We start from the raw sequence: 24,529 nt of genomic DNA, 5'->3' as shown, positions 1-24,529 counted from the left end.
ACCCGCCGCCGACTGGTCACCGAACGCACGGGTGACGGTCCGAACCGCCTCGGTCAGCTCCCCCGGGATCACCCAGAACGTGTTGTTGTCGCTGCCCGCCAAGTGCGGGAGCGTCTCCAGGTATTTGTAGGCCAGGACCTTCGGGTCGGCATTGTTGCGATGGACGGCCTGGAAGACGAGCTCCACCGCCTTTGCCTCACCGTCCGCCCGCAAGATCATGGCCTGCTGCGTGCCCTGCGCCTCCAGGATGTCCTTCTGCCTCGTGCCTTCCGCTGTAAGGATCTTGGCTTGCCGCTCCCCTTCTGCGTGCAGGATGGCCGCGCGCTTGTCACGCTCGGCCCGCATCTGCTTCTCCATCGCTTCCTTGGGCGACGACGTCGGGTTCGGTCATGCCGTAGTGCTTCAGCAGCGGTGCGACGTCCTGCTGCGGGATGCGCATGTTGGCGGTCTCGATGCGCGACATCTTCGAATCGGTCCAGCCCATGAGGCGGCCTGCCTCGGCTGTGGTCATTCCTGCGTCGTCCGGCTACCCGGAGACCCACCCACGCACGGAGGGGACGGCGGCCATAGCGCGCCGTCTGGCGCGCGCCGCATGCGCCACGTGGGCATTACCGGATGACGTGACGGAGACGGCGGCCCCGGTGGTGTCGGAGCTGGCCTCCAACGCCGTACGGCACGCGTGGGGCCCCATGTCCATGGCGTCCATGGTCATGGAGTGCATGGAGCCCGCGGTCATGGTGCCGGACCCATTGTGCGGGTGATCCGCCGCGGAGTCCGTGGCGGGCGTCGTCGCCGCACTCGCCCCGGCCGACTTCATGAGGACGGGGAGGTCGCCCCGTCCCCGCCCGGACGGACCACGACCGACGGCACCCGTACGGCCCCGCTGTGCTCGAAGTGCAGCGCGAAGTCGCCGAGGTCGCCGGCCTTCCAGTCGGCGTTCGCCGGAAGGATCACGTCGAGACCGGTCGGTGACATGACGACGCTCCCGCCCGCCCGCAGGGACGCGTCGGCGGAGAGCGCGAGTTCGCTTCTCGTCACCCGCTCCAGGAACTTGGCCGGAGCCATGACCCGTTCCAGAGCACTCGCGCGGCCTGGGGACACGGTCCAAGGACACCGCATCGGTTCCGCCCGTGCAGAGCGGATCGTCGCCTCGGCGATCCGCAACAGCCCAGGGAGGCCGACGTTCAGGAGGGACGAGCCAGGTTCTCGCCTCTCGGCGCACGGCGTCGGGAGACCTTCGGCAAAGAGAGATCAGCGCCACTCGCGAAGGCCGCCTCGCCCGCAACGCCCCAGACTAATCTGCCATTTGACAGTCTTTCGACGGCGCGGCACATGGAAAAGGTGACGGGTGATGCCCCTGAGGCCCGGCGATGCGGAATCCATAGGCGGCTACGCCCTGACCGACCGGCTCGGCAGTGGCGGCATGGGCATCGTCTTTCTGGGGCACTCGGCCTCGGGACGGCAGGTCGCGGTCAAGGTCGTGCACCCGCCGTACGCGCAGGACGACGAGTTCCGGACGCGCTTCAGGCAGGAGATCGCGGCGGCACGCCAGGTGAGCGGGGCGTTCACGGCCCCGGTGGTGGACGCCGATCCGGACGCCGAGCAGCCGTGGATGGCGACGCTGTACGTGCCGGGCCGCACCCTGTCTGATGTCGTCGCCCAGGACGGCCCGCTGAGCGGACGTGACCTGCGCTCGCTCGCGCTGGGCCTGGTCGAGGCGCTGCGGGACATTCACCGGGCGGGTGTGGTGCACCGTGACCTGAAGCCGAGCAACATCCTGATGGCCGAGGACGGCCCCCGCGTCATCGACTTCGGCGTCTCGCGTGCCGTCGACAACGAAGCCCTCACTTTGACGGGGCGGTTGATCGGCACGCCGCCCTTCATGTCGCCGGAGCAGTTCGCCGCGCCATGCGAAGTCACCGCCGCCTCGGACGTGTTCTCGCTGGGGTCGGTGCTGGTGTACGCGGCCACCGGTAACCGTCCGTTCGACGGAAGCAGCCCCTACCTGACGGGGTATCAGGTGATGTACGAGGCTCCGTTCCTGGACGGCGTCGCCGAACCGCTCCGGAGCATCGCCGAACGCTGCCTGGCCAAGGACCCGGCTGCCCGCCCCCAACTCGGGGACCTGCACCGCATGGTCCTGACGCTGCCGGATTCCACCGTCTCGGTCGCCTCGGTCGCCTCGGTTACCCCGGCCACCCCGGCTGTCCCGGCCACCCCGGCTGTCCCGGCCTCCCCTGCCGTCCCGGTCTCCCCGGCAGTTCCGGTCTCCCCGGCAGTTCCGGTCTCCCCGGCAGTTCCAGTCTCCGCGGCTGTCCCGGTCTCCCCGGGAGCCGCCGCCCCGGCGGAGCCGGTGACACCCGGCGCCGAGGATTCCGACGCACGCCCCGCCCGCCGTCACGGACATCGAGGCCGGCGCCTCCTCATCGGCCTCGTCGCGGCCCTGGTCGTCACCGGGTCGGGCATCGCGGCGGTGTACCAGAACGACAGTTCTCAGCCGTCCACCGCGCCCGCCTCCGCATCCCCTTCCGCGCCCGCATCCGCCTCCGCCTCCCCTTCCGCGCCCGCATCCGCATCCGCCTCCGCCTCCGCAATGACGACACCGCCGAAGCACACACGGTGGGACTACCAGATCGGCGGCGCGTACACCATGCCGGCCGGGGTGCGGGTGGTCAGCCGCAGCCACGAAGACCCGCCCGCCCCGGGTGCGTACAACATCTGCAATTTCAACGCCCTCCAGGCGCAGGAGGGCGACGAGGGCGACTGGGACTCCGACCTGCTGCTGCGTGACGCCAACGGCGACGTCGTTTACGACCAGGACTGGAACGAGGCGGTCCTGGACATTCGCACGGAATCCAAGCGGCAGCGCATCGCCGCCAAGGCCAACAGCTGGATCGACGAGTGTACGGCCAAGGGATACCAGGCCGTCGAGCCCGACAACTACGACACCTTCACCCGCTTCCCGGACTACCTCACGGCCGATCAGGCCAAGGAGTTCATGAAACTGCTGTCGGCGCACGCCCACGAGAAGGGCCTGGCCATCGCGCAGAAGAACACTCTGGAGCTCGCGCCCGACCGGGCGTCCGTCGGCCTGGACTTCGCCGTGGTGGAGGAGTGCGGCGAGTGGAACGAGTGCGATGGGTTCGCCAAAGCGTTCGACGACAATGTGCTCGTCGTCGAATACACGGCGAAGGGCCTGTCGAACGCGTGCTCCCGCTGGGGCAGTGAGCTGAGCATCGTCCGACGCGACCAGAACGTCGTGGCGGAGGGTACGGACGGCTACCTCCGCGAGACCTGCTGACACCGCTCAGCAACTGTCCGGTTCGGGTTCGGGTTCGGGTTCGGTCGAGGCGACGGCGGCTTTCACGGTGACGCGGCGGTAGGCGGCCCGGGCGTGGTGGATGCGGGCCAGTGCCGTGCCCAAGAGGGCGGCGGCGAACAGGCAGGTGAGCCAGAAGGTGTCGCGGTGCGAGGCCCAGGTGAGGGTACCGGCGGGCGGGATCGCGAAGCCGTTGAGGAACAGCCAGCACAGCACGGCCGTCCCGGGTGCCGCGGTGAAGCGGGCGCACAGTCCGAGCAGCGCGGCCAGTAGCGACAGCGCGGCCAGAGCGGGCCCGGGGCGGTCCGGTCCTATGAGGGCGTTGTGCAGCGCTACCAGGGTCAGGGCACCGCCGAAGGCGGTGGCCCACACCCAGGCAGTGGCGACGGGGCGGGGAACGGGCCTTGCCTCGGCGCTGAGGGACACCCATTCGATCATGCTGACGGCTCCTTTCGCTCCTCCCCGATACCTGGGGGGACGCCGACCGCTCCGCCGGCGCGGACCCAGGACGTGGATTGTCCCACTCGGTCCCCGACCGCACTCCCGTTTGAACAGGCCTGCCTTGACGGGCCGTTGGGTTCGCAGGGGGCGGGCCGGCCCTCCAGGCGGTAGGTGAGTGCTCGCACGCCCAGCGCCAGTCGGCGGGCGGTTGCGGCCACGCAGCGGCGTCGAATCAGGCGATCAGAGTGTCGAGGAGCGGCTGGGCTCCACCGCGGGCCTCTTGGAGCGTGGATGCGGCATCAAAGGCGCATAAAGATTGCCGAAAACCGGCAATGTGCCCTTCCGCCGCTCCGTGTGAGGATCCCGTCAAGCCGGAGACCGCGGCAAGGCGAGAGGGGGACGGTACGCATGGCCTGGTTCCTCGGACTCGGCATCACGGGGGTCGTACTGCTCGCCTTGTCGCTGGTCTTCGACGGGGTCCTGGAAGGAGCGCTGGACGGGGTTTTCGACGGCGCCCTCGACGGACTGCTGTCGCTGCCGGTCGTCGCCGGATTCGTGGCGATGACCGGCTTCGGCGGGGCGATCGCCCTGGGCGCCACAGGCATGGGCCCGGCGGCGGCCACCGGTGCCGGCGTGCTTACCGGACTGGGGACGGCATGGCTGACGTACCGCTTCGGCCGTGTCCTGATGCGCGACCAGACGGCCGTCACGCCGAACCGCTACGACCTCGTGGGCACCGCGGGAAACGTGGTAACGGCCATTCCGGCCGACGGCTTCGGTGAGGTACTGCTCCAACTCGCCGGTCAGACCGTGAAGTTCGCGGCGCGCTGTGCCGAGCCGGTGGCGCGGGGGGCCGAGGTGTGGGTGGAGTCGGCACCGACCGCCACGTCGGTCGTGGTCCGCCCGGTAGATCACTGAGCCACCTCACCTCGTCTCCCTGTCTCCCTCATCTCTGTCATCTCCCTCATCTCTGTCATCTCCCTCATCTCCCTCATCTCCCTCATCTCTCTTTTCCCTACCTTTGATTCGGGGGCATTGCCATGAGTCCTGTCGTCGTCGCGGTGGTGGGAGTCGTCGTACTCCTCGTGCTGCTGGCTCTCGTCGTGATCACTCGCTACAAAGTGGCCGGACCGAGCGAGGCGTTCATCGTCACCGGCCGGCGTGGCAAGAAGGCCACCGATCCTGAGACCGGCCGGGTCTTCACCGACAACAGCGGCCAGAAGGTCGTGGTCGGTGGCGGTGTCTTCGTCGTGCCCTTCGTACAGCAGAAGTTCACCCTCGACCTGTCCTCCCGGCACATCCCGGTGGCAGTGCGCGGCGCGGTCACCCTGCGCGGGGTGAAGGCGAACCTGGACGGCGTCGCGATCGTCAAGGTGGGCGGCACGGAGGACTCGATCCGCGCGGCGGCACAGCGGTTCCTCATGCAGCAGGACGGCATCGTCGGGTTCACCCAGGAGGTCCTGTCGGGCGCCCTGCGGGCGATCGTCGGCCGGATGTCGGTGGAGGACGTCATCCGCGACCGGGCCGCGTTCGCCGGGCAGGTCGCCGAAGAGGCGGAGGCGAGCCTGTCCGGGCAGGGTCTGGTGCTGGACGCCTTCCAGATCCAGGACATCACCACCGAGGGCTCGTACCTGGAGGACCTCGGGCGGCCGGAGGCGGCGCGGGCCAAGCAGGAGGCCGACATCGCCGAGGCCGTCGCCCGCCGGGCCGCCGAGCAGGCCCGGCTCAAGGCGGAGGAGGAGATCGCCGTAGCCCAGCGGACCTTCTACCTCAAGCAGGCCGAGATCAAGGCCGAGACCGACGAGGCCGCCGCTCGTGCCGCCGCAGCGGGCCCGCTCGCCGAGGCGGCCCGGCAGCAGGACATCCTCGCCGAGCAGGAGAAGGTCGCCGAGCGGCAGGCCGCCCTGACCGACCGGCAGCTGGACACCCAGGTCCGCAAGCCCGCGGACGCCCAGCGTTACGCCGCCGAGCAGGAAGCCGAGGCCAAGCGGGTCGCCCGGGTCAAGCAGGCCGAGGCCGAGCGGCTGGCCGGTATCGCCGCGGCCCAGGCGGAGGCGGAGCGGGCCCGGCTCACGGGTGAGGGCGAGAAGCAGCGCCGCAGCGCGCTGGCCGAGGCCGGCGCCATCGAGGGGCTCAAGCAGGGTGAGGCCGAGCGGTCCCGGCGTGCGGCGATCGCGGAGGCGGTACGGCTGGAGGGCGAGGCCGAGGCGGCGGCGATCGGCGCGAAGGGTTCGGCGGAGGCCGAGGCGATGCGGAAGAAGGCGGACGCGTTCGGCCATTACGGCGACGCGGCCGTGCTCCAGATGCTCGTAGAGGTTCTGCCGCAGGTCGTCGCCAAGGCGTCCGAACCGCTGAGCGCCGTGGACAAGATGACCGTGATCTCCACCGACGGCGCTGGCCGGATCCCGCGTGCCGTGGCCGACAACGTGGCCCAGGGCCTCGAACTCCTCGGCTCCACCACGGGAGTGGACCTCGCCGAGCTGCTGAAAGGCGTCACCCGCCGGGCGGAAGACCCACGCCCCGAATCCACCATCGCGAACGGGAAGGTCGAGATCACCGGCTGAGCGGTGCACGGACCGGACAGGCCCGCCTCGCCATGGCGTCGCTCCAGCCCGAGCCGGGGTGGCTGCTCGTCCGGCGGCCATGCGGCCGCCCCTGACCGACACGGGCCAGGGGCGGCTTGCGTGTTCTGTCAGTGGGTTCAGGGCGGTCCGTCCGAGGACTGCGTTTCCCCGTCGGGTTCCTTGGCGTTTTCTCTGCTGTAGCCCCCTATTCCAAGGAAGTCCCGTTATGCCCCGTCCTGCACATATCGCCATGGTCGGCACGCCCCTGGTCGGCCATGTGCTGCCGAGCCTGGAGATCATCCGTGAGCTGGTGGCCCGTGGTCATCGCGTGACGTACGCCACCGCCGCCCCCGTCGCCGGGCTGATCACCCCCACCGGCGCCGAGCTGGTCGGCATCACGTCCACTCTGCCGGTCGCCGAGCGCGACTGGCCGCAGGACCTCATCGCCTCCGCCTCCGTCTTCCTCGACGAGGCCATGGCCGTACTGCCACAGCTGCACGCCGCGTACGACGACGACCCCGCTGACCTGTACCTCTACGATGTCGGCGGCTACGCGGGCCGCGCGCTGGCCGAGGCACAGGGCCGCGGCCTCGTCCAGCTGTCTGCGACACATGTGGCCTGGGAGGGTGCCCAGGAGGAGATCGGCACGGCATTCGCCGACCTGCCCGGAGGACTCGCGTACCGAGCACGGTTCGCTGCCTGGCTGGATCGGTGCGGTGCGACGACCACGAACGTGGAGGAGTTCACCGGCCGCCCGCAGCGAGTGCTGGCGATGATCCCACGCGCCATGCAGCCACATGCGGACCGGGTCGACACCGAGGCGGTGACGTTTGTCGGCGCGTGCCTCGGCACCGGCCAGAAGCAGGACGGCTGGATGCGTCCGGCCGGTGCGCACAAGGTGCTGCTGGTGTCGCTGGCCGGCTCGGCGTACGCCGGGCCGCAGGAGATCTACCACCAGTGTGCGGCGGCGTTCGCGGATCTCCCGGGGTGGCATGTGGTGCTGCAGACGGGCGGTGGCGGCGATACCGCCCAGCGGATTCCTCGCAACTTCGAAGTGCGGCCGTGGGGGACACCGTTGACGATCCTTGAGCAGGCGGACGTATGGGTGACGCACACCAGTGTGGGCAGCAGCAGTCAGGGCCTGTACGCCGGTGTTCCGATGATCGCGGTACCGGACGGGCCCGACCAGTCCCTCCACGCCGACCGGCTCGTCGAACTGGGCGTCGCCCGGCGGATCGACACCGCGGACGTCACGGCGGAGACGCTGCGTACCGCCCTGATGCAACTCATCGGCGACCCGCAGGTCGCCACGCGCTCGGCATGGCTGTGGTCTGAGGTGCGTGCCGAGGGCGGCACCCGTCGGGCCGCGGATCTGATCGAAGAGCGGCTGGCTGAGGAAAGGGTGGGCCGCCTTTCCCGACCGGGTCGTGGCTGAGTACCGGTTCGTAGGGGCAGGGGCCGGAGGCGCCCTGCTGTTGGCCCCGCTGCTGCGCAAGGCCGAACCCGGCGCCGGATGAAAGCGCCGTCGCTTCCCGAGCTGAGGGCGCGAGTTCGGTTCTCGTCGCCCGCTCCACGGCTGAGGCCCGAGTCGGAGACCCGGGCCTTCTGCTGTCCGTCGTGATCAGTGGCGTGCCCCCGCGGTCGGTGTGTTCAGACTGTGGGGCGGCGCCGACGGACCCCCGCCGCTTCTGGCAGGTGACCTGTGCCGCCCAGGACGATCACCTGGAAGGCCGCGCTGACGTAGGCGGTCACGAAGTGGGAGATCCTGCGGGTGCTGCGCATGGTGGGTCACCTGCCTGCTGGGGGTTTGTGGACTGGTTCTTGCCTGCGCGCGTTCAAGCGTCACCAGGTGAGGGCGTCGTCCATCGACTGCTGCCAGTAGGTGACCTTGAGCGAGTCGTCGACGTAGACGCCCTTCGCCGGCAGCGACGGGTGAGCACCCGTGCCGACGCTCTCGTTGCCGGAGCGGCCTGCGAAGTAGACGGCCAGGGAGTTCACGGTGTGGCCGTTCGAGCCGCTGCCGTCGGTGGCGGACAGGCTCAGATCGCCGGCGGTCTCGCCGCGGCAGGCGCGGCCGGCGGGGCCTACACCGCCTTCGCCGACAAGGACGACGCCGGCGCCGCCGAGACGACGACCGGCACGGCGCCGGACGGCTTCGTGCACACCGGACTGCTGCACAGGTTCGGCGAACTGAACCGCGCGAAGGTGAACGTCAAGGCCGGCAAGGAGCCGTGGCTGTCCGGCTGGAACCGGCTGCTCGCCAACAGCCGCGCCCAGAGCAGCTGGAAGGCCCGACCGCTCACGAACGTCGTCCGCGGCGGCGAAGGCCAGAACTACACCCGGCTCATGAACGACATCCACGCCGCCTACCAGAACGCCCTGCGCTGGCGGATCGCCGGTACCAAGGACCACGGCGACACCGCCCGCGACATCCTCAACGCCTGGTCGGGCACGCTGAAGTCGGTCACCGGCAACGCCGACCGCTACCTCGCCGCCGGCCTCTACGGCTACCAGTTCGCCAACGCCGCCGAGCTGATGCGCGGTTACCCGGGCTTCGACCTGGAACAGTGCAAGTCGATGATGCTCAAGGTCTTCTACCCGCTCAGCGACCGCTTCCTGAAGGAGCACAACGGCGCCTGCGTCAGCAACTACTGGGCGAACTGGGACCTTTGCGCGATGAACTCGATCCTGGCGATCGGCATCCTCTGCGACGACCGCGCCAAGTTCGACCAAGCCGTCGACTACTTCAGGAACGGCTCCGGCAACGGCTCCATCAAGAAGGCCGTCCCCTTCCTGCACCCGGGCGGCCTCGGGCAGTGGCAGGAGAGCGGCCGCGACCAGGGGCACTCGCTCATGGGGATCGGACTGATGGGCGCCTTCTGCGAGACGGCCTGGAGCCAGGGAGTCGATCTGTACGGGTACGACGACAACCGCTTCCTCAAGGGAGCGGAGTACGTCGCCAGGTACAACCTCGGATACGACGTCCCCTTCACCCGGTACACCTGGGGCACCGGCACCAAGTGCGCCTACCGGGAGCAGACGGTCGTATCCAGCATCGGGCGGGGTCAGGCACGGCCGGTGTGGGCCATGGTCCACAACCACTACGCGCGGCGGCGGAGGATCTCGACGCCGTACCTGGCCGAGATGGTGCGGAAGTCGGGCGCCGAGGGCGGTGGAGGCGACTACGGGACCAACAGCGGCGGCTTCGACCAACTCGGCTTCGGCACGCTGCTCTACTCACGGTGACAGAGCCGAGCAACTGGAACTCCATGGCGCTCGGCAGCCTAAGCGCTCCGCCGGCAGCCCGGTGCGTCGGCGGTGGTGAGGGTTTGGTCAGAGACCGACGGGAGACTGGCCACCACCTCTTCGGCGGAACCTTCCCGTCAACCGTCTGACCAGGGAGAGTCATGCGACGAACCGTTCTCGCACCGCTGGCGCTTGCCGCCGTGCTGCTGGGAGTACAGCCCGCGTCCGCTGGAGCCGGCACGGGCTCGGGCACGGGCACGGGCACCGGCACCGGGTGGGAACCCGCACCTTCCGCCCCCTGGGACGTCGATGCCGGACTGCGGTGCGGCTTCCCCGTGCACGGCGAGCCCGTCATCGACGAGGTGATGCAGCGTGTGCTGAAGACCTACCCCGACGGCGCCACGAAGCGCGTCGCGTACAAGGGCGATCTGGTCGTACGGGTCACGAACACCGAGACCGGCGCCTTCTACGACGCCGACGCGAGCGGCTCGGCCGTCGTCGAGCACCGGCCCGACGGCTCCCAGTTCTGGACCGTGCACGGCCCGGTGCTGGTCGGCATCGGCGAGGGCAACCTGCCGCGCGGCCTCTACATCATCGACGGGGTGTACACCTTGGACATCAGCTCCACCGGGTACCGGACCGTGAACCTGGCGCACGGCACGACGGACGACCTCTGCTCCCGCGTCGGCTGACGCCTGCTCAGTCCCCGTCGCGCCACTGAACTCCGGCGCGTGGAGGCGGTGAGGACGGGCCGGGGAGGCCCGTCCTCACCAGGCGGGGCCAGGGGGGAGTTGCCCCGCGTCTGTTGGCCGTCCCGGTTACGCGGGGACCGCGTGCGCCGCCGCCACGGCGTCTTCCTTCGCCTGCTTCGGCTCCCGTGTCCCGTCCTGGTCGGCGGCTTCCTCCATGGCCTTCAGTTCGGCGCGGATCGAGTCGGCCGGGCGGCGCTCCAGGACGGCGTCGTAGCGCATGGCCAGCAGGTCCAGGGCCTGGGGGTCGTGCTCCTTGACCTCGGCGAGGATGGCCGTGCCATGGGGCGGGACGTGCAGGACGAAGGCGCTGACGGCGCTGGTGGCGCGTGCGGCCCCCGCACCGTCGTGACCTCCCCCGATCAGCGCGCCGACACCCAGGCCCATCACCGCGCCGAGGGGGCCGCTCAGGGTGTTGACCAGCGAGTCGACCAGAGAACCTGCCGCCGTGTTCCGCCACTCCTCAAGGCCCGCGCCCTCGGGGAGGCGCACCTCACCGTCCGCGAGGCGCTCGACCAGTACGGCACCACGTACCTCCGTAGTGGCTGGGCTGAGGTACCTCAGGTCACCAAGCGCCCGGTAGGCGGTGGCGCGGTCCGCGAAGCGGAGGGCAATGGCGTTCTCATTCACGGACATGAACTCTCCCCTTGGGTCGTCAGACCCCCTGCAGACCTACAACAGGCTGCGACTGATGGCTGATGCTGACAGTGGTGACAGTGGTGATGGTGGTGGTGGTGGTGGTGACAGTGGTGATGGTGACCGATGGCTGATGGCGCCCCCGTCCCCCGGGGTGCTTCCCTCCCCATCTGTGAGACAGTATGTATCGAAGAGAAGTTGTGAGTCAAGCTGTCTCACAAAGAGCCTGGGAAGAGGTCCCGATGCCCCGGTCCAACGACGACCCGCGCGCCCGCCGCAGCCGCGCCGCGGCCCTGGCCGCCGCCACCGAACTCCTCACCGAGGGAGGACCGGACAAGGTCACGCACGCCGCCGTCGCCCAACGGGCCGGAGTCGGCCGCGCCACCATCTACCGGCACTGGCCCGACCAGCAGGCCCTCCTCCTCGACGCACTCGCCAACGACATCCACCCGCTGCTCGCCTTCAACCACGATCCCGTCCGCGACCAGCTCCTCACCCAGCTGGAGCAACTGGCCGACCGGTTCAACCAACCCGGTGCCGTGTCGGTCATCGCCACCATCATCGAGCGGGCCGAGCGGGACGAGGAGATGCGGCGCCTTCGCGAAGACATGTACGGCCAAGTCGACGAGCGCTTCGCCGAGGCACTGGCCGCCGACGTCGAACGCGGCGAACTCCGCCCCGGCGTCCAGGAGCACGCCAGAGACCTCGCCGCCCAGCTCGTCGGCCCTCTGCTCTTCCAGCGCTTCATGCTCGGCGCGCAGATCGACAAAGACCTTCTGACCAAGGTGATCGACACCGCGCTCTCACCCTGGCGCCCGAACCCATGACGGACGCGATGGCCCCGAAGAATCTCGCCGGATCTTGACGGATCTTGCGAGCACCACCGGCAGCACGTCCACGAGGGTGTCCGAACCGAGGGGCGCCGATCAGTCGACCGACCAGCCGTGTTCAGCGAGCAGACCGGTGGGCTCGCACCCGCGCCCCGCTACCGGTGGCGCCGGCAAGGGCCATGGTCCGGGACTGGCACGGCTGGGCCTCTCACTGGCCGAACTCGCCTGACGACGGCGCCCGCCCCTGGGGGCGGGCGCCATGGTGCGGCAGTCGCTCAACTGGTCGACCAGGTGACGGCCTGGCCGGATGCCGTGACGCTGACCTCGAACCGCTCCAGCGGCGGGGCTCCGTCGGCCCGCCAGTGGGTGACGTACGACTCGACCGCATCCCACAGCCGGTCAGAACCGCCCTGCCGGACGACCCACGTACCGCCATCCTCGTAGAGCACCGTCCATGCGTCGGCGGCAACGTCGATCAGCAGATGCTCTGTGCAGCCGTCACGGTTCAGCGTGACGTGCTGAGCGCGGGGCACGGCGAGCTGGGCGACGAAGCGCGTGTTCCAGTCGTCCAGGACATCGGACCCGAGACGTGCGGGCCGTTCTTCGCCGCTGTCGAGATCCGGCAGCACTCCGAGCGGCGGCGGCTGCTGCGGGCGGGCAAGCATGAAAGAGATCTGGCCTCCGAGGAACCGGCCGCGTGCCGTGCCGTCCTCGCCCACGGTGAGGCGGGCGAGTTCGGAGGAATACAGCCAGCCGCACAGGGTGGCGAGGATGATCCCGCCGGGCCGGGTCTGCTCCATCCACGCGGCGGGCAGATCGACCACGCCGCATGTGGCGATGATCCGGTCATACAGTGCGCCGTCCTTGTGACCGGCCAGTCCGTCACCGACCACCAGGCGGGGGGAGTAGCCGCACGCGGCGAGGGCGACGCCAGCGGCACCGGAAACGTCCGGGTCGACCTCCACGGACGTCACAAAGTCGTCGCCGAGCCGGTGGCACGTAAGCGCCGTCGAATAGCCGGTGCCCGTGCCGATCTCCAACACGCGGTTGCCGTCTTCGACTTGGAGGTCTTCCAGCATCCGCACCACCAGGCCTGGCATGGTGCTGGACGATGTGGGGGCGCGCAGGATCTCGCCGCGGATGTCGCGGGGCACGATCGTGCCCGCGATCTGAGTCACGAGCGAGGTATCCGTGTAGCAGCGCTCCAGCCAGCCGTCAGTGTCGGGCATGACGGGCCGCCACGCCGTGGGGCCGGGGGCGTTGGTGGGCTCGAAGAACCCGCCGCGCAGGAACTCGTGCCGGGGCACCGCTTCGACGGCCGCCCGCCATGGTCCCGTGCGCAAGTGGCTGCCGGCGGATAGTTCTTCGACGAGGCGGAGGCGTAGGGCCTTGTCGTCGATCACGTTGGTTTCCTCTCCAGCAGATCAGCCATGGCCGCGACCATGGGCAGGCCGGTTTCCGGCTCCAGCCACGCCCACTGTCCGGATGGGTTGCACTCCAGGAACCACCATCGCCCGTCGTGGTCGATGGCGAAGTCGAAAGCTCCGAAGACCAGCCCGAAGTGAGTCAGGTACCGGTACAAGGCGGCAATCAGGCCGGGCGGGGGCTGCACGGGCGTGTAGGTGAGCCGGTCGTAGTCCGTGCGCCAGTCCAACAGGCCGGAGTCGATCCGGACCGTGAACACGTGGTCACCGATGACGGTCACACGTACGTCCGCCACCTTGTCTACGCGCTGTTGGAACAGGTGGGCTGTACCGGTTACGCGGTCGTCAATCTCGTCGGCCGTCACCTCCCGGACCTCGACCGTGCACGACACCCCTGCGTCGTTGCGGTACAGGGGCGTCGACAACGGCTTGTAGATCACGGGCCGGTTGGGCTTGATGAACGTTCGGGCGGCGTCGGGGTCGGAGGTGACCAGGGTGGGCGGGATCTGGAATCCGGCGGTAACGGCGGCGGCGAGACCGGAGGGTTTGAACTCGGCTTCTCCGATGCGGTGCGGGTGGTTCACATACAGGCAGCCAGGCAGCGCGGCGAGGACGCCGCCGAGGCCGTAACGGGCCTGCGTGAGTGCGAACCGCGCGTTCTGCTCGTCCAGGTGCGGGAACGCGAATCGGGAGGGCCGCCGGTAGTACAGCGAGCGGACACCGGACAGGTCCGCGGTCCGTGTGGGGGTGGACAGGGTTCCTTCGATGCCGTGAGACGTGATCGTGGCCGCGACAGACAAGGTGGCGGGGAAGTCCCCGGAGTCGAGCCGCACGACCGGGACACCCCGGCCGTGCAGCTCACGAATCACCAGGTCGGCCGTGGGGTCGTCAATCATGGTGACGACCAGCACCGGACCGACGTTGCTCACTGGTCGCTGTCGTTCCCGGTGTCCTGGTCTCCGCCGCCGTTGCCGCCGCCCCGGAGCCGTCCGACGGGTTGCCGGTGTTGGTGGCCGGGTTCGTGCCGGTGCTGGTGCCGTGGCCGGGCATCTCCATGACCTGTCCGGCCGCGTCGAAGTACCGGGCGGTCTGGGTCTCCGGGTCGATCTCGGCCCGCGCGTACGCGGGGGCCATCGCCGGGTACGGCGCCATGCGCTGGACACCCCAAGGAACGGGGGTGCTGTGCCCCATGGGCAGAGGGCTCCCGGTCGGGAGCCGGTCAGAGTGCGCGAACAAGACTGTCCTCCTTTGTCGGTGGTGCCTTGCAGTGCCCTGCCGGGGACCAGTGTGGTGTGAACGCGACCGGCCACCGCAGGGGGCATTGTGTGGCCGCCCGCCCCTGGGGAGAACAGGTGGGGCGGGCGGCCGGTGGGCCGGTGGCGACGGGGGCGTCCCCGGGCCGGTCCCCGCCGTTCTGGCGGCGGGAGCCTTGGTCGTCCGGGCTAGGCGGCCGTGGTGATGTCGTCGGCGGTCTTGGCCAGGAGCGCGCTGTTCGCGTCCGTGTCGTGGCTGAGCATGAGCGACCGGCGCGGCAGTCGGCCGAGCCGTTCGACCAGGACGGCGGCGTTCTCCGGTGCCGCGGCCGGGAGGAGGCCGCGGCGAACGCGACAGGGACCGTCAGCACCCGACCAGCACGCGCTACACGGGATGCCCGGCGAGCACCTCTACATCGCCGCCGGACAGCGCCCGCAGAGCCGCGAGCGTGCGCGCCGCGGTGAACGGTGTCAGGTGCTCCTGAAGCTCCTCGGGCCGCATCCACCGCACGCCGGTGATGCTCCCGCCGAAAGTGAACGGCGTGTCCTCGTCGAGGACCCCGCAGTCGAAGAGGAAGTTCACGCCCTCCTTCGACAGATGCGTCTCATGCTGCTGGTCGTACATGTGATGCACGGCCAGCAGTCGCCTCGGCTTCAGCGTGATGCCCAGCTTCACGCGCACGTTCCGCACCAGGCCGTCAAAGATCGGCTCGTTCTCTGCCACGCAGCCGCCCGGGTGGAACCAGGGCTTACGTTCCTCCCATCTGAGATCGGCCTTCGCCTTCTTGGTCATCAGCACGGCGCCGGCAGAATTGCGTACGATGGCCAGCGCGCCGAGACGGCGCGGGGGCGGATCGGTGAAGTGGTCGCGTCGGCTCTGCATCATCGGATCTCCTTCTTGGGTCGAAGAGGCCCTGGCCGGGGCGGGTGGAGCGGGTGGAGCGATGAGGCAGCCCCGGCAGGGAACTTCGGGTCAGCTGTCGCTGTCGTCTCCGTAGAGGCTGTCGGGGGTGTGGGCGCGGACGTGCCGGTCCGCCAGTGCCCCTTGAGTACGCGTCGCTTGCGGGGTAGGGACGTTCTTGGTGTCCCGCTTGATCTCGGCTTTCGCCGCCTTGACGGTGCTCTTCTTGTTGCTCACGCGGTGCGTGCTCCTTGTCGTCGGTTCTCATCGAGCCCGCTTCTCCTCCGACCGTCGACCGTGCTACTGGAGACGGGCCGGGCGGGGGCTTATGCGGGCCGCCCGCCGTCCTGAACCGGCGGGCGGCCGGTGGTCCCCCTCGGGGAATGGGGACCGTCCCCCCGCGGTGTCTTGCCGGAGTCCCACGGGGGCGCCTGTCAGGCGACGGCCGGCTGCCGCTGCATGAAGTAGGCGAGTGCCTGCGCCTTGAGGCGGTTGAGGTCGTCCTCACACGCGTAGACCGGTGTGTGCTGTCCGTCCCACTGCGACGGTCCGAGCCAGACGACCGGTAGGCCGGTGCGTCCGCACCCGAGCCAGCAGTCACCGATGCCCCAATGCGCTTCCACAGGGCAGGCCTCCTCTCGTGTGGTGCAGGTGGCTCCGGGCGGGCGTGACGGAACGCCCGGAGCCCCCCGGGGGGGGGCAGCACGGGCTGACCCAAGGGGGGTCTGTGGGGGGGCAGGGCACGGGGCGCAGTTGTGCCCGCAGCACCTCGGCGAGCACGGCGCAGGCACCGGTGTGCCGGTAGCCGCGGATGCCGCCGCTCGCCTCGCTCATGAACACCGCCCGCTCGAACGGCTCGCCGTCCTCTCGAAGCCGAGGCCCACGGGGACCTCCGCGAGGTGCCCGCGGCTCCATGCCGTGAGGACCTGCTCCAGTCGCCCGGTGGACGTGAGCCACGGCATCGGGCCCAGGGCGGGGGCCGTCCGCTCCCGGCTCGGGGTGGAGCGCCGCGCGGGGAGCGGGGGTGCGCCCCGCAGCGCCTCCACGGTCACCGGCCGCCGCCCTCGGCCAAGACTGCTCGCCCGATGCGGACGAGCTTCTCCACCTCGTCCACGTAGCAGAGGTCTCCGGGTGACTGCATGGGAAGGCACCAGTACGCGCGTCCCTTCGGCCGGGTGAGCCGACTCGCGGGGACGCCGAGGAAGTTGTCACGGCCCAGGCAGTCCACGCCGGGAAAGTCGCGGTCGTTCAACGGCCATTTAGGCGTCCCGGGCACCAGGGCGTAGTACATGTGCGAGTGCACATCCATGAACATGGCGCCGCCGTCGAACCACTCCCCGAGGAAGGCATCGACCTTCTCAAGCTGTTCCGTTTTGGCAATGGCCCACACCAGGCGAGCGGGAATCCGTACAGCGGCGAGGATGCCGCCGCAGCACAGGAGCGCGATCCCCTGGTCGTCCCACTGGCGACGCGCCAAATCCCGATCGTCCGCGGCACCGAGAAGCCAGGACGTAGCGGCGAACTGCCGCTCTCTCAGGGTCGTCAGACCCGACGCCTCAAGCGCGCCGACGGCCTCCTCACGCGGCTCGCCGTCGACGGGGTCCGGGGTGGCCTGAACGGCTGCGGTCTCCTGCGTCGTGCCTGCTCTGCTCATCGTCACGGGGCGCTGCATGGGCGGGTTCACGGAGGGACTCCCTGGTTCGAGTACTCGTCCTGACACTCAGGAAACCGTCGTACCAGCGCTGATGTGGATGCCGTATGGACCGGGAGTTGCGTGCAGGCCCCCTGCCGTTTTGACTTTCTCATTACTCTTGGCTGCGGCTGCGGACCCTAACGTTCTGTTATGCCGGGGACACGCAACGACGCGCTCGCATCCTGGATGCAGCAGCACGGAATGCTCGTCAGGGAGCTGACATCCCTGGTCAACACAGCAATCCACGACCTGACGGGCCGCTACGGGAATGTCAATGAGAGGCACATTTTCAAGCTGCTCAGCGGCGAACACCGCTCGCCCAACGCCGTATTGAGGACAGCGCTTGAAAACGTCACGGGTCTCCCAGCCGCAGAGTTAGGCTTCGTCCCTCGGGGGAGTAAGAAGGCAAACCCCGCTCCAGCACCCGAGGATGACCCGTTGTATCGCCGCGCCTTGCTTGCCGCAGCCGCCGCCGCCGGCGTCTCCCTGACCACGCCGCCCCTCGGAGGACCACGGCATCGACGCCTCAACTCCAACGATGTCGAGGCGTTGAAGGCAGAACTCGTAGCCTGGACCACCTCAGAGAGCACGTACGGCGGCACCCCGGAACTGGAGAAGCGAGCCGAAGACATCACCGACAAGGTGATCAGTCTCCAGCAAGAGAACACCGCGTCCGCGCGGATCCGCTCGGAGTTGTATACCGTCGCCGCCGCTTTCTCCAACAGTGCCATGTGGGCCGCCATCGACGGCCAGCGCTTTGAGTCAGCGGAGTACCACCTGGACAGAACCATCCGCCTCGCCGGCCTGTCCGGTGACCCTGCCACCGACTTCCGCGTATGGGGCCACGCCAGCATTCTCTTCCGGCATCTCAATCGCCCCACTGACGCCTTGGCAGCCGCCGAGAGAGCCCAGGCGTCCTCAATCACCCGGCGAGACCCGTTGTTCTCCTCGTTGGCGATGTCCCGCCTTGCGGTCAACCATGCCAAGCTCGGCGACGACAGGAGCGTCACCCGCTGTCTGGACCTGGCCCAGAAAGCGCTGGACCGTGCCGATCCGAACAAGCACCGCCCGACCTGGGTCAGCTTCTACGATCAAGCCGAACTTGACCACCTCGCGATGGTCGCGCGCATGCACCTGCGGCAGTGGCCTGACGCCGAGACGCATGCGCACCGCAGCCTCGCGTACGTGCGGCCCGGCCTGAAGCGCAACAGCGCACTCGTGCACGCACACCTGGCCGTTGCGCAACTTGGCCAAAGAGACCTGGAACAAGCCATCGGCACCGCCCAGAGAATCCCCGACGGCATGATGAAGCACGCCCGCGTACGCGGTCTCCTGGATGGCTTCACCGAACAGGTCACCGCCCTCGCCCCCCGTAACTCCGAGGTCCGCGACTGGCGGGCCCGCTACCGAACGGTGGTCGCATGACTGACGCCGGCTCCCTGAAGCTTCTCCGCACCAGCGACGTGGAGAAGTACCGACAGGTCTTCCTCGGCGTCCACGTGGAAGTCCGAACCCAGTTCGGGTTGATGGACAGCCCATTCAACGCCGTGGACCGATTCGACGGGCGCCTGACCAGCTATGCCTCCAGGAACGGCTGGGAGGCCGTCATCGCTTTTCGGGGCGATGAGCCAGTCGGCTACATCTTCGGAGGGCCGCTTGCCCCCGGATCGCTGTGGTGGTCCTCTATGCGGCAGCCCCCGCCGGACGACTTCACCCGGGAGACCGGCAAGCGCACGTTCGCCGTACAGGAAGTCCTCGTTTGTGAGGCGTATCGCGGTACCGCAGGTGCAGGAGCCTCCCGTATGTTGCACGAGGCGCTTCTCGCCGAGCGCGGCGAGGAGCGTGCCACTCTCTTGGTCGATCCCACTCGTTCCGACGGACGGCTGAAGGCGGTATACGAGTCCTGGGGATATCGGGAGATCGGTGCACAGCAGCCGTTCGATGACTCACCGGTCTTCGCCACGATGCTGCGGGACCCACTGCACCGGTAGCCGCGGCCCACACCGGAGAGAAACGCCCAAAGAGTGGACAAGGGCGGGCGGTTGCCGGCGGAACCCCGGCGGGGGACAGCGGTGAGGGCGGGCCCGGCAGGCCCGCCCTCACCATGCGGGGCAGGGGGGGTATCCGCCCCGCGCCTTAAGGGACCACCACGACTACGCGGCGCTCTTCTGCTTCAGCGACGCCACGACGTTCTCGAATGTCGCCGCGGTCTCCGCGCGCTCGCGGTCGCGCCTGTCCCTCGCTTCGATTCGGCTGATCATGTCGGCGACGCCTGCCGCGGCGGCCTCCGGCTCGCTGTGTACGGCGTCGATCGGGCGGCGCTCCAGGACGGCGCCGTACCACAGAGCCAGCAGGTCCAGGGTCTCGGTGTTCGTCTCCCTGGCCTCGGCGAAGATGACCGTGCCGTCCGGCGGGACCTGCGGGGTGAAGAGGTCGACCGCGCCGCGGGCCGCCGTGGCCGCCGTGTTCCGACCCGCTTCCCTGCCCATCCCGTCGGTGAAACGCATCGTGCCGCCTTCCAGGTGCTCGACCAGGACGGCGCCGCTGACCTCGGCGTTCGGGGAGCTGAGGTGCTTGAGACCGCTCAGCGCCTGGTAGGCGGTGGCCCGGTCGGCGAAGCGGAGGGCGATGACATTCTCACTCACGGACATGAGCCGTCTCCTTGGGGGCAGAGCGTCGGCAGCGCCTCGACGAACCGGTGGCCGTGAGGTTGCTCGCATCGGGGAGGCGGGTTCTCCCGCCCCAACTGTGAGACAGTATGTATCGAAGATAGTAGTGAGTCAAGCTGTCTCATAGATGTCCCGGAAGAGGTGCCCCGATGCCCCGGACCAGCGACGACCCCCGCATCCGCCGCAGCCGCGCCGCAGCTCTGGCCGCCGCCGCCCAGCTCCTCGCGGAAGGCGGACCCGCACGCGTCACCCATGCCGCCGTCGCCCAGCGGGCCGGGGTCGGCCGTGCCACCGTCTACCGGCACTGGCCCGACCAGCAGACGCTGCTCCTCGACACACTCGACCACGGCGTCCGCCCCATGGCCCCCCTCGGCGAGGGCCCCGTCCGCGACCAGCTCGTCACCCAGCTCCAGCAGCAGGCCGACTGGCTCAACCGACCCGGCTCCGCCTCGGTCATCGCCACCGTCATCGAACGCGCCGAGCGCGACGAGAACGCACAGCGCATCCGCGAAGCCGTGTTCGGCCAAGCCGACCAGCGCATCACCGACGCACTCACCGCCGCCGTCCAACGCGGCGAACTCCGGCCCGGCGTCCAGGAGCACGCCAAGGAACTCGTTTCGCGCATCATCGGACCCCTGTTCTTCCGGCGGTCCATGCTCGGTGAGCAGCTGGAAAAGGACACCGTCGCAGGCACGGTCGACACCGCGCTCAGACCCTGGTTGCCGAACGCGTGACAGACCGCCAGACAGCGGCGGCACCGGTTGCGCTGGTTGCGCCAGTTGCGCCAGTTGCGCCGGTTGCGCCGCGGTCTCGCGCCTTCGCACCGTGCTCACCAGGACGGCCCATCGCGCGTTGCGCGGCCTACGACCGGGTGATGCGCCTCGATGAGCAGCCGCAGCGGTGTGACGGTGCGACCGTGCGACGGTGCATGCCGAACCCGACAGCGGTGCGTACGTACCCCACCGGCGTCCGCGTCGGCGACGAAGCCGTCGCCGCCCTGCCGATCACACGCCACCAACAGGGCGAACGTTGCTTGATCGACTGGTGGCACGCCAGCCCCATGACGGCCGGTCTCGCGCATGTCGGCTCAGGCCGCGCAGTATGGGGGGAACGAAGAACTCGCACGGGTGGAGACGAGGCGGCCGTGGAACGAATGCACGCCGACGGATCCCGACCGCTGAGCCGGCCGGTCGGCGCACCCGGCTCAGCGCTGACAGCCCTGGCCGTCGTCGACGATCACGGCACGGTCACCGAGTGGAGCGAAGGCGCCCGCCGGCTGCTCGGCTACGGCGACGCGGAGGTTGTCGGCACACCGGCCGCCGACCTGATCGCCATGGCGATCCCCGACGAGACACTGCGCGGGCTGGGGTCCCTGAGGAGGTGGAGGGGGGCAGTCCGGCTGCGTCATCGGGACGGCCACGTCGAGGACGTCCGCCTGCTCGCCCACCATCAGACGGGAGAGAGCGGCGATGCCTCCTGGCTGGTCCTCGGCACGCTCGTCGCCGACGCGGACGTCCCGGAGACCGACGACCTGGCCACGTGGAGTTTCTACCAGGCGTCCTGCTGCTCGATGGAGACCTACGACACCCATCTGCGGCTGGTCCACGCCAACCACTTCGCCCAGCACGCTCTGGGCCTCTCCGAGAAGGACATCCGCGGGCTCCGGCACTCCGAGATCATGCCCCACGAGGAGTTCGTCCGGGTTGAGCGCTGCATGGAGCACGTACTCGAAACCGGTCAGCCGCAGGACGTCGAGGCCCAGGTGCAGGTCGCCGGCGAACCTCGCAAGCAGGCCTGGTCGCTCTCGCTCTATCCGCTGAAGGACGAAAACGGCGACATTCAAGGCGTGGGGCTCTCCGCGCACGACAGGACCGAACCGTACTGGGCCCACAAGCGGCTGCAACTGCTCAATGAGGCCGGCGCACGCATCGGCAGCACGCTGGACATCACCCGCACGGCCCATGAACTGGCCGAGGTGGCTGTCCCGGAGTTCGCCGACTTCGTCACCGTCGATCTGCTCCCCGACATCGAGCGTGCCGAGGCGGCACCGGTCAAGGAAGCGGCGCCTGGACTGACTGCGGACGGAGGGTTCCGCCTCCGGCGCGTCGCACAGCAGTCGGTGCTGCCGGGGGCGGCCGAGGCGGTGCTCCGCCCCGGCGAGGTGGACGTCTGGGGCGCGGGCTCTCCGACGGCCGAATGCCTGGCCACCGGGCGGGCCGTACTCCGTGCCGACTTCGATCCGCGGTCGGCCGACTGGTCGACCGGACACCCCGGACGTGAGGCCGTGAGCCGCGCCTACGGCATCCACTCCGTCATGGCCGTACCGCTGCGAGCTCGCGGCCATACGCTGGGGGCGGCGGTCTTCCTCCGTCACCAGCGGCCCGAGCCTTTCGGCGAGGGTGATCTGCTGCTCGCGGAGGAGATCACCGCCCGGGCCGCGCTCTGCATCGACAACGCGCGCCGGTACACACGCGAACGGGACACCGCACTGACCCTCCAGCGGACCCTGCTCCCGCAGCGGCTGCCGGTCCAAGCCGCGGTGGAGGCCGCCTGGCGCTACCTGCCCTCGGACACGGTGGCCGGGGTAGGCGGCGACTGGTTCGACCTGATCCCCCTCTCCGGCGCCCGGGTCGCCCTGGTCGTCGGAGACGTCGTCGGACACGGCGTCCAGGCATCGGCGATCATGGGGCGGCTGCGAACCGCCGTCCGTACCCTCGCCGACATCGATCTTCCCCCCGACGAGCTGCTCACCCACCTGGACGACCTGGTCATCCGGCTTTCCGGAGAGGCGGCCCCCGACGAGGACGCTCCGCCGGACCAGGTCACCGAGATGGCCGGCGGCCTCGGCGCCACCTGCTTGTACGCCGTGTACGACCCCGTCTCCCGCGCCTTCTCCCTCGCCAGCGCCGGCCACCCGGCGCCCGCCGTCGTCGGCCCGGCGGGAGACGTGACCTTCGTGGACGTACCGCCCGGCCCTGTGCTGGGTCTGGGCGGACTGCCCTTCGAGGCCACCGAGGTCATCCTTCCGGAAGGGAGCCTGGTCGCTCTGTACACGGACGGACTGGTCGAATCCCGGGAACAGGACCTGGATCAGGGCACCAGCAGACTGCGCAGAGCACTGCACAGGGCGCTCGCCCACCCGGCCGCGCCCCTGGAGGACGTCTGCGACACCGTGCTCGCCGAAGTGCCGCCCGAACACTGCGCCGACGACATCGCCCTTCTCATCGCCCGGACCCAGGCGTTCGACCCACGGCTCGTCGCCACCTGGGGCCTGCCCGCGGATCCCTCCGTGGTCGCACGCGCTCGCAAACTCGTCGCCGGCCAACTCGACACGTGGGGCCTGCAGGACGTGTCCTTCGTCGCCGAGCTGGTGGTGAGCGAACTGGTCACCAACGCGATCCGGCACGCCGCGCCGCCCATCCAGCTGCGCCTCCTCCGGGACCGCCAGCTCATCTGCGAGGTCTCGGACGCCAGCAACACCGCCCCGCACCTGCGTCGCGCCCGCACCTACGACGAGGGCGGCCGCGGCCTCCTCCTCGTGGCCCAGCTCAGCCGCAGCTGGGGCACGCGCCATACCGGCAGCGGGAAGACCATCTGGGCAGCGCTGAACCTGGACTCTTGACGTCCTCTCCTGTCCGAGGGTCCTGTCCGAGGGTCCTGTCCGAGGGTCCTGTCCGAGGGTCCTGTCCGAGGGTCCTGTCCGAGGGTCCTGTCCGAGGGTCCTGTCCGAGGGTCCTGTCCGAGGGTCCTGTCCGAGGGTCCTGTCCGAGGGCAGGAGATTCCGGTCCGTACCGCTACGCGGCACCACGGCTGCCAGCCCTCGGAGTGCGGGACGGGCGAAGTGCGAAGGCCGCGCCCTGCACGGAGTGTGGGAGCCTGGCAGCAGGTGGAGACGGGCTGAAGGCTGGACGGTGAGGACCTGATGCGGGAGGCCTATCACGAGGAGCTGGCGTCGATCGGCGTATCCCTGGTGGAGATGGCGCACCTGGTCGGTTCGGCCATGGGCCGGTCCACCGGCGCCCTGATAGATGCCGATCTCCAGCTTGCGGAGAACGTGATCTCCGGCCACGACAAGGTCGAGGACCTGCAGCGGGACCTGGAGGAGAAGGCGATCATGGTCCTGGCTCGGCAGCAGCCGGTGGCCACGGATCTGCGGGTGGTGGTCACCTCGCTGCGGATGAGTGCGGATCTGGAACGCTGCGGGGTCCTGGCCCAGCACGTCGCGACCGTGGCCCGGCGGCGGTATCCCGAGCAGGCCGTGCCGCGGGATCTGCGCCGCACCGTCCTGGAGATGGGCCAGCTCGCCCAGCGGCTGATGGCGCAGGCCGCCGAGGTCCTCATCACCCACGACGTCGACGCCGCGCTGCAGCTGGAGAAGGACGACGACCGGATGGACCAGCTACACCGCGCGATCTTCCAGCACCTGCTGGACGACCGGTGGGATCACGGCGTGGAGACCGCCGTCGATGTCACGCTGGTCGGCCGCTACTACGAACGGTTCGCCGATCACGCGGTGTCGGTCGCGCGCCGCGTGGTGTATCTGGTCACGGGCGAGCACCCGGACGAGCCGGCCGGTGACCCACCCGCGGCGGATTGACACCGCATCGGTCACCGATCGTCATCAGCGTCGCCACCACCACCACGGTGGCCCCGCAGCAATGACGCCATCAACCCGCCCCGATGTCCCCGCACAGCCGCCCTGCGAGACCAGCCACCTGCACGCCACCCTCCCACCGGGCCACCCCCTCAACGAACCACCACGGCACCAGAACCGAGCCACCGGGCCACCGGGCCACCCCCTCAA

Annotated in this window: 25 protein-coding genes and 3 pseudogenes; 13 read left to right on the top strand and 15 right to left on the bottom strand. The window is 69.7% G+C overall.

Translation table 11 applies throughout. The features are described 5' to 3' along the window. Window positions 1–372 (bottom strand): annotated as a pseudogene (locus GFH49_RS16455) (SPFH domain-containing protein); the annotation flags it as partial. Continuing rightward, window positions 329–511, bottom strand: a complete 183-nt coding sequence (locus tag GFH49_RS16450; protein WP_155056634.1) for a helix-turn-helix domain-containing protein — start codon at window positions 509–511, stop codon at window positions 329–331. The pseudogene GFH49_RS16455 and the gene GFH49_RS16450, both read right to left, overlap by 44 nt. A gap of 109 nt (window positions 512–620) precedes the next feature. Here GFH49_RS16450 and GFH49_RS16445 point away from each other — a divergent pair, with 109 nt between their 5' ends. Then, complete coding sequence (locus tag GFH49_RS16445; protein WP_155056633.1) at window positions 621–761, top strand: hypothetical protein; 141 nt, start codon at window positions 621–623, stop codon at window positions 759–761. A gap of 52 nt (window positions 762–813) precedes the next feature. Here the strand turns inward: GFH49_RS16445 and GFH49_RS16440 are convergent, their stop codons facing one another. Continuing rightward, complete coding sequence (locus GFH49_RS16440; RefSeq protein ID WP_155056632.1) at window positions 814–1,065, bottom strand: hypothetical protein; 252 nt, start codon at window positions 1,063–1,065, stop codon at window positions 814–816. A 286-nt stretch (window positions 1,066–1,351) separates the two neighbouring features. On the opposite strand from GFH49_RS16440, the gene GFH49_RS40135 reads away from it, so the two are divergent. Further along, window positions 1,352–3,301 carry an endo alpha-1,4 polygalactosaminidase gene (locus GFH49_RS40135; RefSeq protein ID WP_230396331.1) on the top strand — a complete coding sequence of 650 codons (1,950 nt, stop codon included), beginning with the start codon at window positions 1,352–1,354 and terminating at the stop codon, window positions 3,299–3,301. Window positions 3,302–3,307: 6 nt separating this feature from the next. Here the strand turns inward: GFH49_RS40135 and GFH49_RS16425 are convergent, their stop codons facing one another. Then, window positions 3,308–3,757 (bottom strand): hypothetical protein, encoded by a 450-nt coding sequence (locus GFH49_RS16425; protein ID WP_155056631.1) that lies wholly within the window; start codon window positions 3,755–3,757, stop codon window positions 3,308–3,310. Window positions 3,758–4,168: 411 nt separating this feature from the next. Between GFH49_RS16425 and GFH49_RS16420 the strand changes: the two genes are divergently transcribed. The 3 genes from GFH49_RS16420 (at window position 4,169) to GFH49_RS16410 (ending at window position 7,759) form a co-directional block, all read left to right on the top strand. Continuing rightward, window positions 4,169–4,678: an NfeD C-terminal domain-containing protein gene (locus GFH49_RS16420; RefSeq protein WP_155056630.1), complete on the top strand. Its 510-nt coding sequence runs from the start codon at window positions 4,169–4,171 to the stop codon at window positions 4,676–4,678. A gap of 122 nt (window positions 4,679–4,800) precedes the next feature. Next, on the top strand, window positions 4,801–6,324 hold the full coding sequence (locus GFH49_RS16415; protein WP_155056629.1) for a flotillin family protein: 1,524 nt from the start codon (window positions 4,801–4,803) through the stop codon (window positions 6,322–6,324). A 226-nt stretch (window positions 6,325–6,550) separates the two neighbouring features. Continuing rightward, entirely contained in the window at window positions 6,551–7,759 is a 1,209-nt protein-coding gene (locus GFH49_RS16410; protein ID WP_230396330.1) for a macrolide family glycosyltransferase, read from the top strand. A 215-nt stretch (window positions 7,760–7,974) separates the two neighbouring features. Here GFH49_RS16410 and GFH49_RS40990 read toward each other — a convergent pair whose 3' ends face one another. Beyond that, window positions 7,975–8,106 (bottom strand): hypothetical protein, encoded by a 132-nt coding sequence (locus tag GFH49_RS40990; RefSeq protein WP_268867502.1) that lies wholly within the window; start codon window positions 8,104–8,106, stop codon window positions 7,975–7,977. 60 nt (window positions 8,107–8,166) lie between these two features. Further along, a pseudogene (locus tag GFH49_RS16405) lies at window positions 8,167–8,367 on the bottom strand (DUF4232 domain-containing protein); the annotation flags it as partial. On the opposite strand from GFH49_RS16405, the gene GFH49_RS16400 reads away from it, so the two are divergent. Continuing rightward, entirely contained in the window at window positions 8,326–9,570 is a 1,245-nt protein-coding gene (locus GFH49_RS16400) for an alginate lyase family protein (RefSeq protein ID WP_155056628.1), read from the top strand. The pseudogene GFH49_RS16405 and the gene GFH49_RS16400 sit on opposite strands and share 42 nt — an antisense overlap. A 161-nt stretch (window positions 9,571–9,731) precedes the next feature. Then, window positions 9,732–10,262 carry a hypothetical protein gene (locus GFH49_RS16395; RefSeq protein ID WP_155056627.1) on the top strand — a complete coding sequence of 177 codons (531 nt, stop codon included), beginning with the start codon at window positions 9,732–9,734 and terminating at the stop codon, window positions 10,260–10,262. 126 nt (window positions 10,263–10,388) lie between these two features. On the opposite strand, the gene GFH49_RS16390 is transcribed toward GFH49_RS16395, so the two are convergent. Then, the gene (locus tag GFH49_RS16390; RefSeq protein WP_155056626.1) at window positions 10,389–10,955 is read right to left on the bottom strand and encodes a hypothetical protein; all 567 of its coding nucleotides are present in this window, start codon (window positions 10,953–10,955) and stop codon (window positions 10,389–10,391) included. 242 nt (window positions 10,956–11,197) lie between these two features. Here GFH49_RS16390 and GFH49_RS16385 point away from each other — a divergent pair, with 242 nt between their 5' ends. After that, window positions 11,198–11,782, top strand: a complete 585-nt coding sequence (locus tag GFH49_RS16385) for a TetR/AcrR family transcriptional regulator (RefSeq protein ID WP_196218017.1) — start codon at window positions 11,198–11,200, stop codon at window positions 11,780–11,782. A 278-nt stretch (window positions 11,783–12,060) separates the two neighbouring features. On the opposite strand, the gene tgmC is transcribed toward GFH49_RS16385, so the two are convergent. From tgmC to GFH49_RS16350, 7 genes and pseudogenes are all read right to left on the bottom strand, one after another. Then, complete coding sequence (gene tgmC, locus GFH49_RS16380; protein WP_155056624.1) at window positions 12,061–13,188, bottom strand: ATP-grasp peptide maturase system methyltransferase; 1,128 nt, start codon at window positions 13,186–13,188, stop codon at window positions 12,061–12,063. Beyond that, window positions 13,185–14,105 (bottom strand): ATP-grasp ribosomal peptide maturase, encoded by a 921-nt coding sequence (gene tgmB, locus GFH49_RS16375; protein ID WP_408055912.1) that lies wholly within the window; start codon window positions 14,103–14,105, stop codon window positions 13,185–13,187. Before tgmB ends, tgmC begins: the two co-directional genes overlap by 4 nt. A 29-nt stretch (window positions 14,106–14,134) precedes the next feature. Further along, window positions 14,135–14,445 (bottom strand): annotated as a pseudogene (tgmA, locus tag GFH49_RS16370) (putative ATP-grasp-modified RiPP). Window positions 14,446–14,847: 402 nt separating this feature from the next. Beyond that, entirely contained in the window at window positions 14,848–15,348 is a 501-nt protein-coding gene (locus tag GFH49_RS16365; protein WP_155056621.1) for an NUDIX domain-containing protein, read from the bottom strand. 87 nt (window positions 15,349–15,435) lie between these two features. Beyond that, complete coding sequence (locus GFH49_RS16360; protein WP_155056620.1) at window positions 15,436–15,600, bottom strand: hypothetical protein; 165 nt, start codon at window positions 15,598–15,600, stop codon at window positions 15,436–15,438. A 197-nt stretch (window positions 15,601–15,797) separates the two neighbouring features. Continuing rightward, window positions 15,798–15,986 (bottom strand): hypothetical protein, encoded by a 189-nt coding sequence (locus GFH49_RS16355; RefSeq protein WP_155056619.1) that lies wholly within the window; start codon window positions 15,984–15,986, stop codon window positions 15,798–15,800. A 425-nt stretch (window positions 15,987–16,411) separates the two neighbouring features. Continuing rightward, on the bottom strand, window positions 16,412–17,047 hold the full coding sequence (locus GFH49_RS16350; RefSeq protein WP_155056618.1) for a hypothetical protein: 636 nt from the start codon (window positions 17,045–17,047) through the stop codon (window positions 16,412–16,414). Window positions 17,048–17,206: 159 nt separating this feature from the next. Between GFH49_RS16350 and GFH49_RS16345 the strand changes: the two genes are divergently transcribed. Together GFH49_RS16345 and GFH49_RS16340 are read left to right on the top strand one after the other, a co-directional pair. Continuing rightward, window positions 17,207–18,481 (top strand): NsdA family TPR-like regulatory protein, encoded by a 1,275-nt coding sequence (locus tag GFH49_RS16345; protein WP_230396329.1) that lies wholly within the window; start codon window positions 17,207–17,209, stop codon window positions 18,479–18,481. Further along, window positions 18,478–19,047, top strand: coding sequence for an N-acetyltransferase (locus GFH49_RS16340; protein ID WP_230396328.1), 570 nt, complete (start codon window positions 18,478–18,480; stop codon window positions 19,045–19,047). The genes GFH49_RS16345 and GFH49_RS16340 overlap by 4 nt, the downstream gene beginning before the upstream one ends. A 162-nt stretch (window positions 19,048–19,209) precedes the next feature. Here GFH49_RS16340 and GFH49_RS16335 read toward each other — a convergent pair whose 3' ends face one another. Beyond that, window positions 19,210–19,707: a hypothetical protein gene (locus GFH49_RS16335; protein WP_196218015.1), complete on the bottom strand. Its 498-nt coding sequence runs from the start codon at window positions 19,705–19,707 to the stop codon at window positions 19,210–19,212. A 167-nt stretch (window positions 19,708–19,874) separates the two neighbouring features. Here GFH49_RS16335 and GFH49_RS16330 point away from each other — a divergent pair, with 167 nt between their 5' ends. The 3 genes from GFH49_RS16330 to phoU all read left to right on the top strand — a co-directional run bounded on the left by GFH49_RS16330 (window position 19,875) and on the right by phoU (window position 24,322). After that, window positions 19,875–20,459 (top strand): TetR/AcrR family transcriptional regulator, encoded by a 585-nt coding sequence (locus GFH49_RS16330; protein ID WP_155056616.1) that lies wholly within the window; start codon window positions 19,875–19,877, stop codon window positions 20,457–20,459. A 419-nt stretch (window positions 20,460–20,878) separates the two neighbouring features. After that, entirely contained in the window at window positions 20,879–23,347 is a 2,469-nt protein-coding gene (locus tag GFH49_RS16325; protein ID WP_155056635.1) for a SpoIIE family protein phosphatase, read from the top strand. Between the two features lie 300 nt (window positions 23,348–23,647). Then, window positions 23,648–24,322, top strand: a complete 675-nt coding sequence (gene phoU, locus GFH49_RS16320; protein ID WP_155056615.1) for a phosphate signaling complex protein PhoU — start codon at window positions 23,648–23,650, stop codon at window positions 24,320–24,322. The last annotated feature ends 207 nt before the right edge of the window (window positions 24,323–24,529 follow it).

This window comes from Streptomyces blattellae, from assembly GCF_009709555.1.
GTDB lineage: Bacteria > Actinomycetota > Actinomycetes > Streptomycetales > Streptomycetaceae > Streptomyces > Streptomyces blattellae.
The sequence above is the reverse complement of the archived record's forward strand: the minus strand, read 5'-3'. Positions and strand labels throughout refer to the sequence as shown.

Coding starts and splice junctions, on each gene's coding strand:
- GFH49_RS16450 (WP_155056634.1), bottom strand. CDS start 511: ATGACCACAGCCGAGGCAGGCCGCCTCATGGGCTGGACCGATTCGAAG.
- GFH49_RS16440 (WP_155056632.1), bottom strand. CDS start 1,065: ATGGCTCCGGCCAAGTTCCTGGAGCGGGTGACGAGAAGCGAACTCGCG.
- GFH49_RS40135 (WP_230396331.1), top strand. CDS start 1,352: ATGCCCCTGAGGCCCGGCGATGCGGAATCCATAGGCGGCTACGCCCTG.
- GFH49_RS16425 (WP_155056631.1), bottom strand. CDS start 3,757: ATGATCGAATGGGTGTCCCTCAGCGCCGAGGCAAGGCCCGTTCCCCGC.
- GFH49_RS16420 (WP_155056630.1), top strand. CDS start 4,169: ATGGCCTGGTTCCTCGGACTCGGCATCACGGGGGTCGTACTGCTCGCC.
- GFH49_RS16415 (WP_155056629.1), top strand. CDS start 4,801: ATGAGTCCTGTCGTCGTCGCGGTGGTGGGAGTCGTCGTACTCCTCGTG.
- GFH49_RS16410 (WP_230396330.1), top strand. CDS start 6,551: ATGCCCCGTCCTGCACATATCGCCATGGTCGGCACGCCCCTGGTCGGC.
- GFH49_RS40990 (WP_268867502.1), bottom strand. CDS start 8,106: ATGCGCAGCACCCGCAGGATCTCCCACTTCGTGACCGCCTACGTCAGC.
- GFH49_RS16395 (WP_155056627.1), top strand. CDS start 9,732: ATGCGACGAACCGTTCTCGCACCGCTGGCGCTTGCCGCCGTGCTGCTG.
- GFH49_RS16390 (WP_155056626.1), bottom strand. CDS start 10,955: ATGTCCGTGAATGAGAACGCCATTGCCCTCCGCTTCGCGGACCGCGCC.
- GFH49_RS16385 (WP_196218017.1), top strand. CDS start 11,198: ATGCCCCGGTCCAACGACGACCCGCGCGCCCGCCGCAGCCGCGCCGCG.
- tgmB (WP_408055912.1), bottom strand. CDS start 14,105: ATGATTGACGACCCCACGGCCGACCTGGTGATTCGTGAGCTGCACGGC.
- GFH49_RS16365 (WP_155056621.1), bottom strand. CDS start 15,348: ATGATGCAGAGCCGACGCGACCACTTCACCGATCCGCCCCCGCGCCGT.
- GFH49_RS16345 (WP_230396329.1), top strand. CDS start 17,207: ATGCCGGGGACACGCAACGACGCGCTCGCATCCTGGATGCAGCAGCAC.
- GFH49_RS16340 (WP_230396328.1), top strand. CDS start 18,478: ATGACTGACGCCGGCTCCCTGAAGCTTCTCCGCACCAGCGACGTGGAG.
- GFH49_RS16335 (WP_196218015.1), bottom strand. CDS start 19,707: ATGTCCGTGAGTGAGAATGTCATCGCCCTCCGCTTCGCCGACCGGGCC.
- GFH49_RS16330 (WP_155056616.1), top strand. CDS start 19,875: ATGCCCCGGACCAGCGACGACCCCCGCATCCGCCGCAGCCGCGCCGCA.
- GFH49_RS16325 (WP_155056635.1), top strand. CDS start 20,879: ATGCACGCCGACGGATCCCGACCGCTGAGCCGGCCGGTCGGCGCACCC.
- phoU (WP_155056615.1), top strand. CDS start 23,648: ATGCGGGAGGCCTATCACGAGGAGCTGGCGTCGATCGGCGTATCCCTG.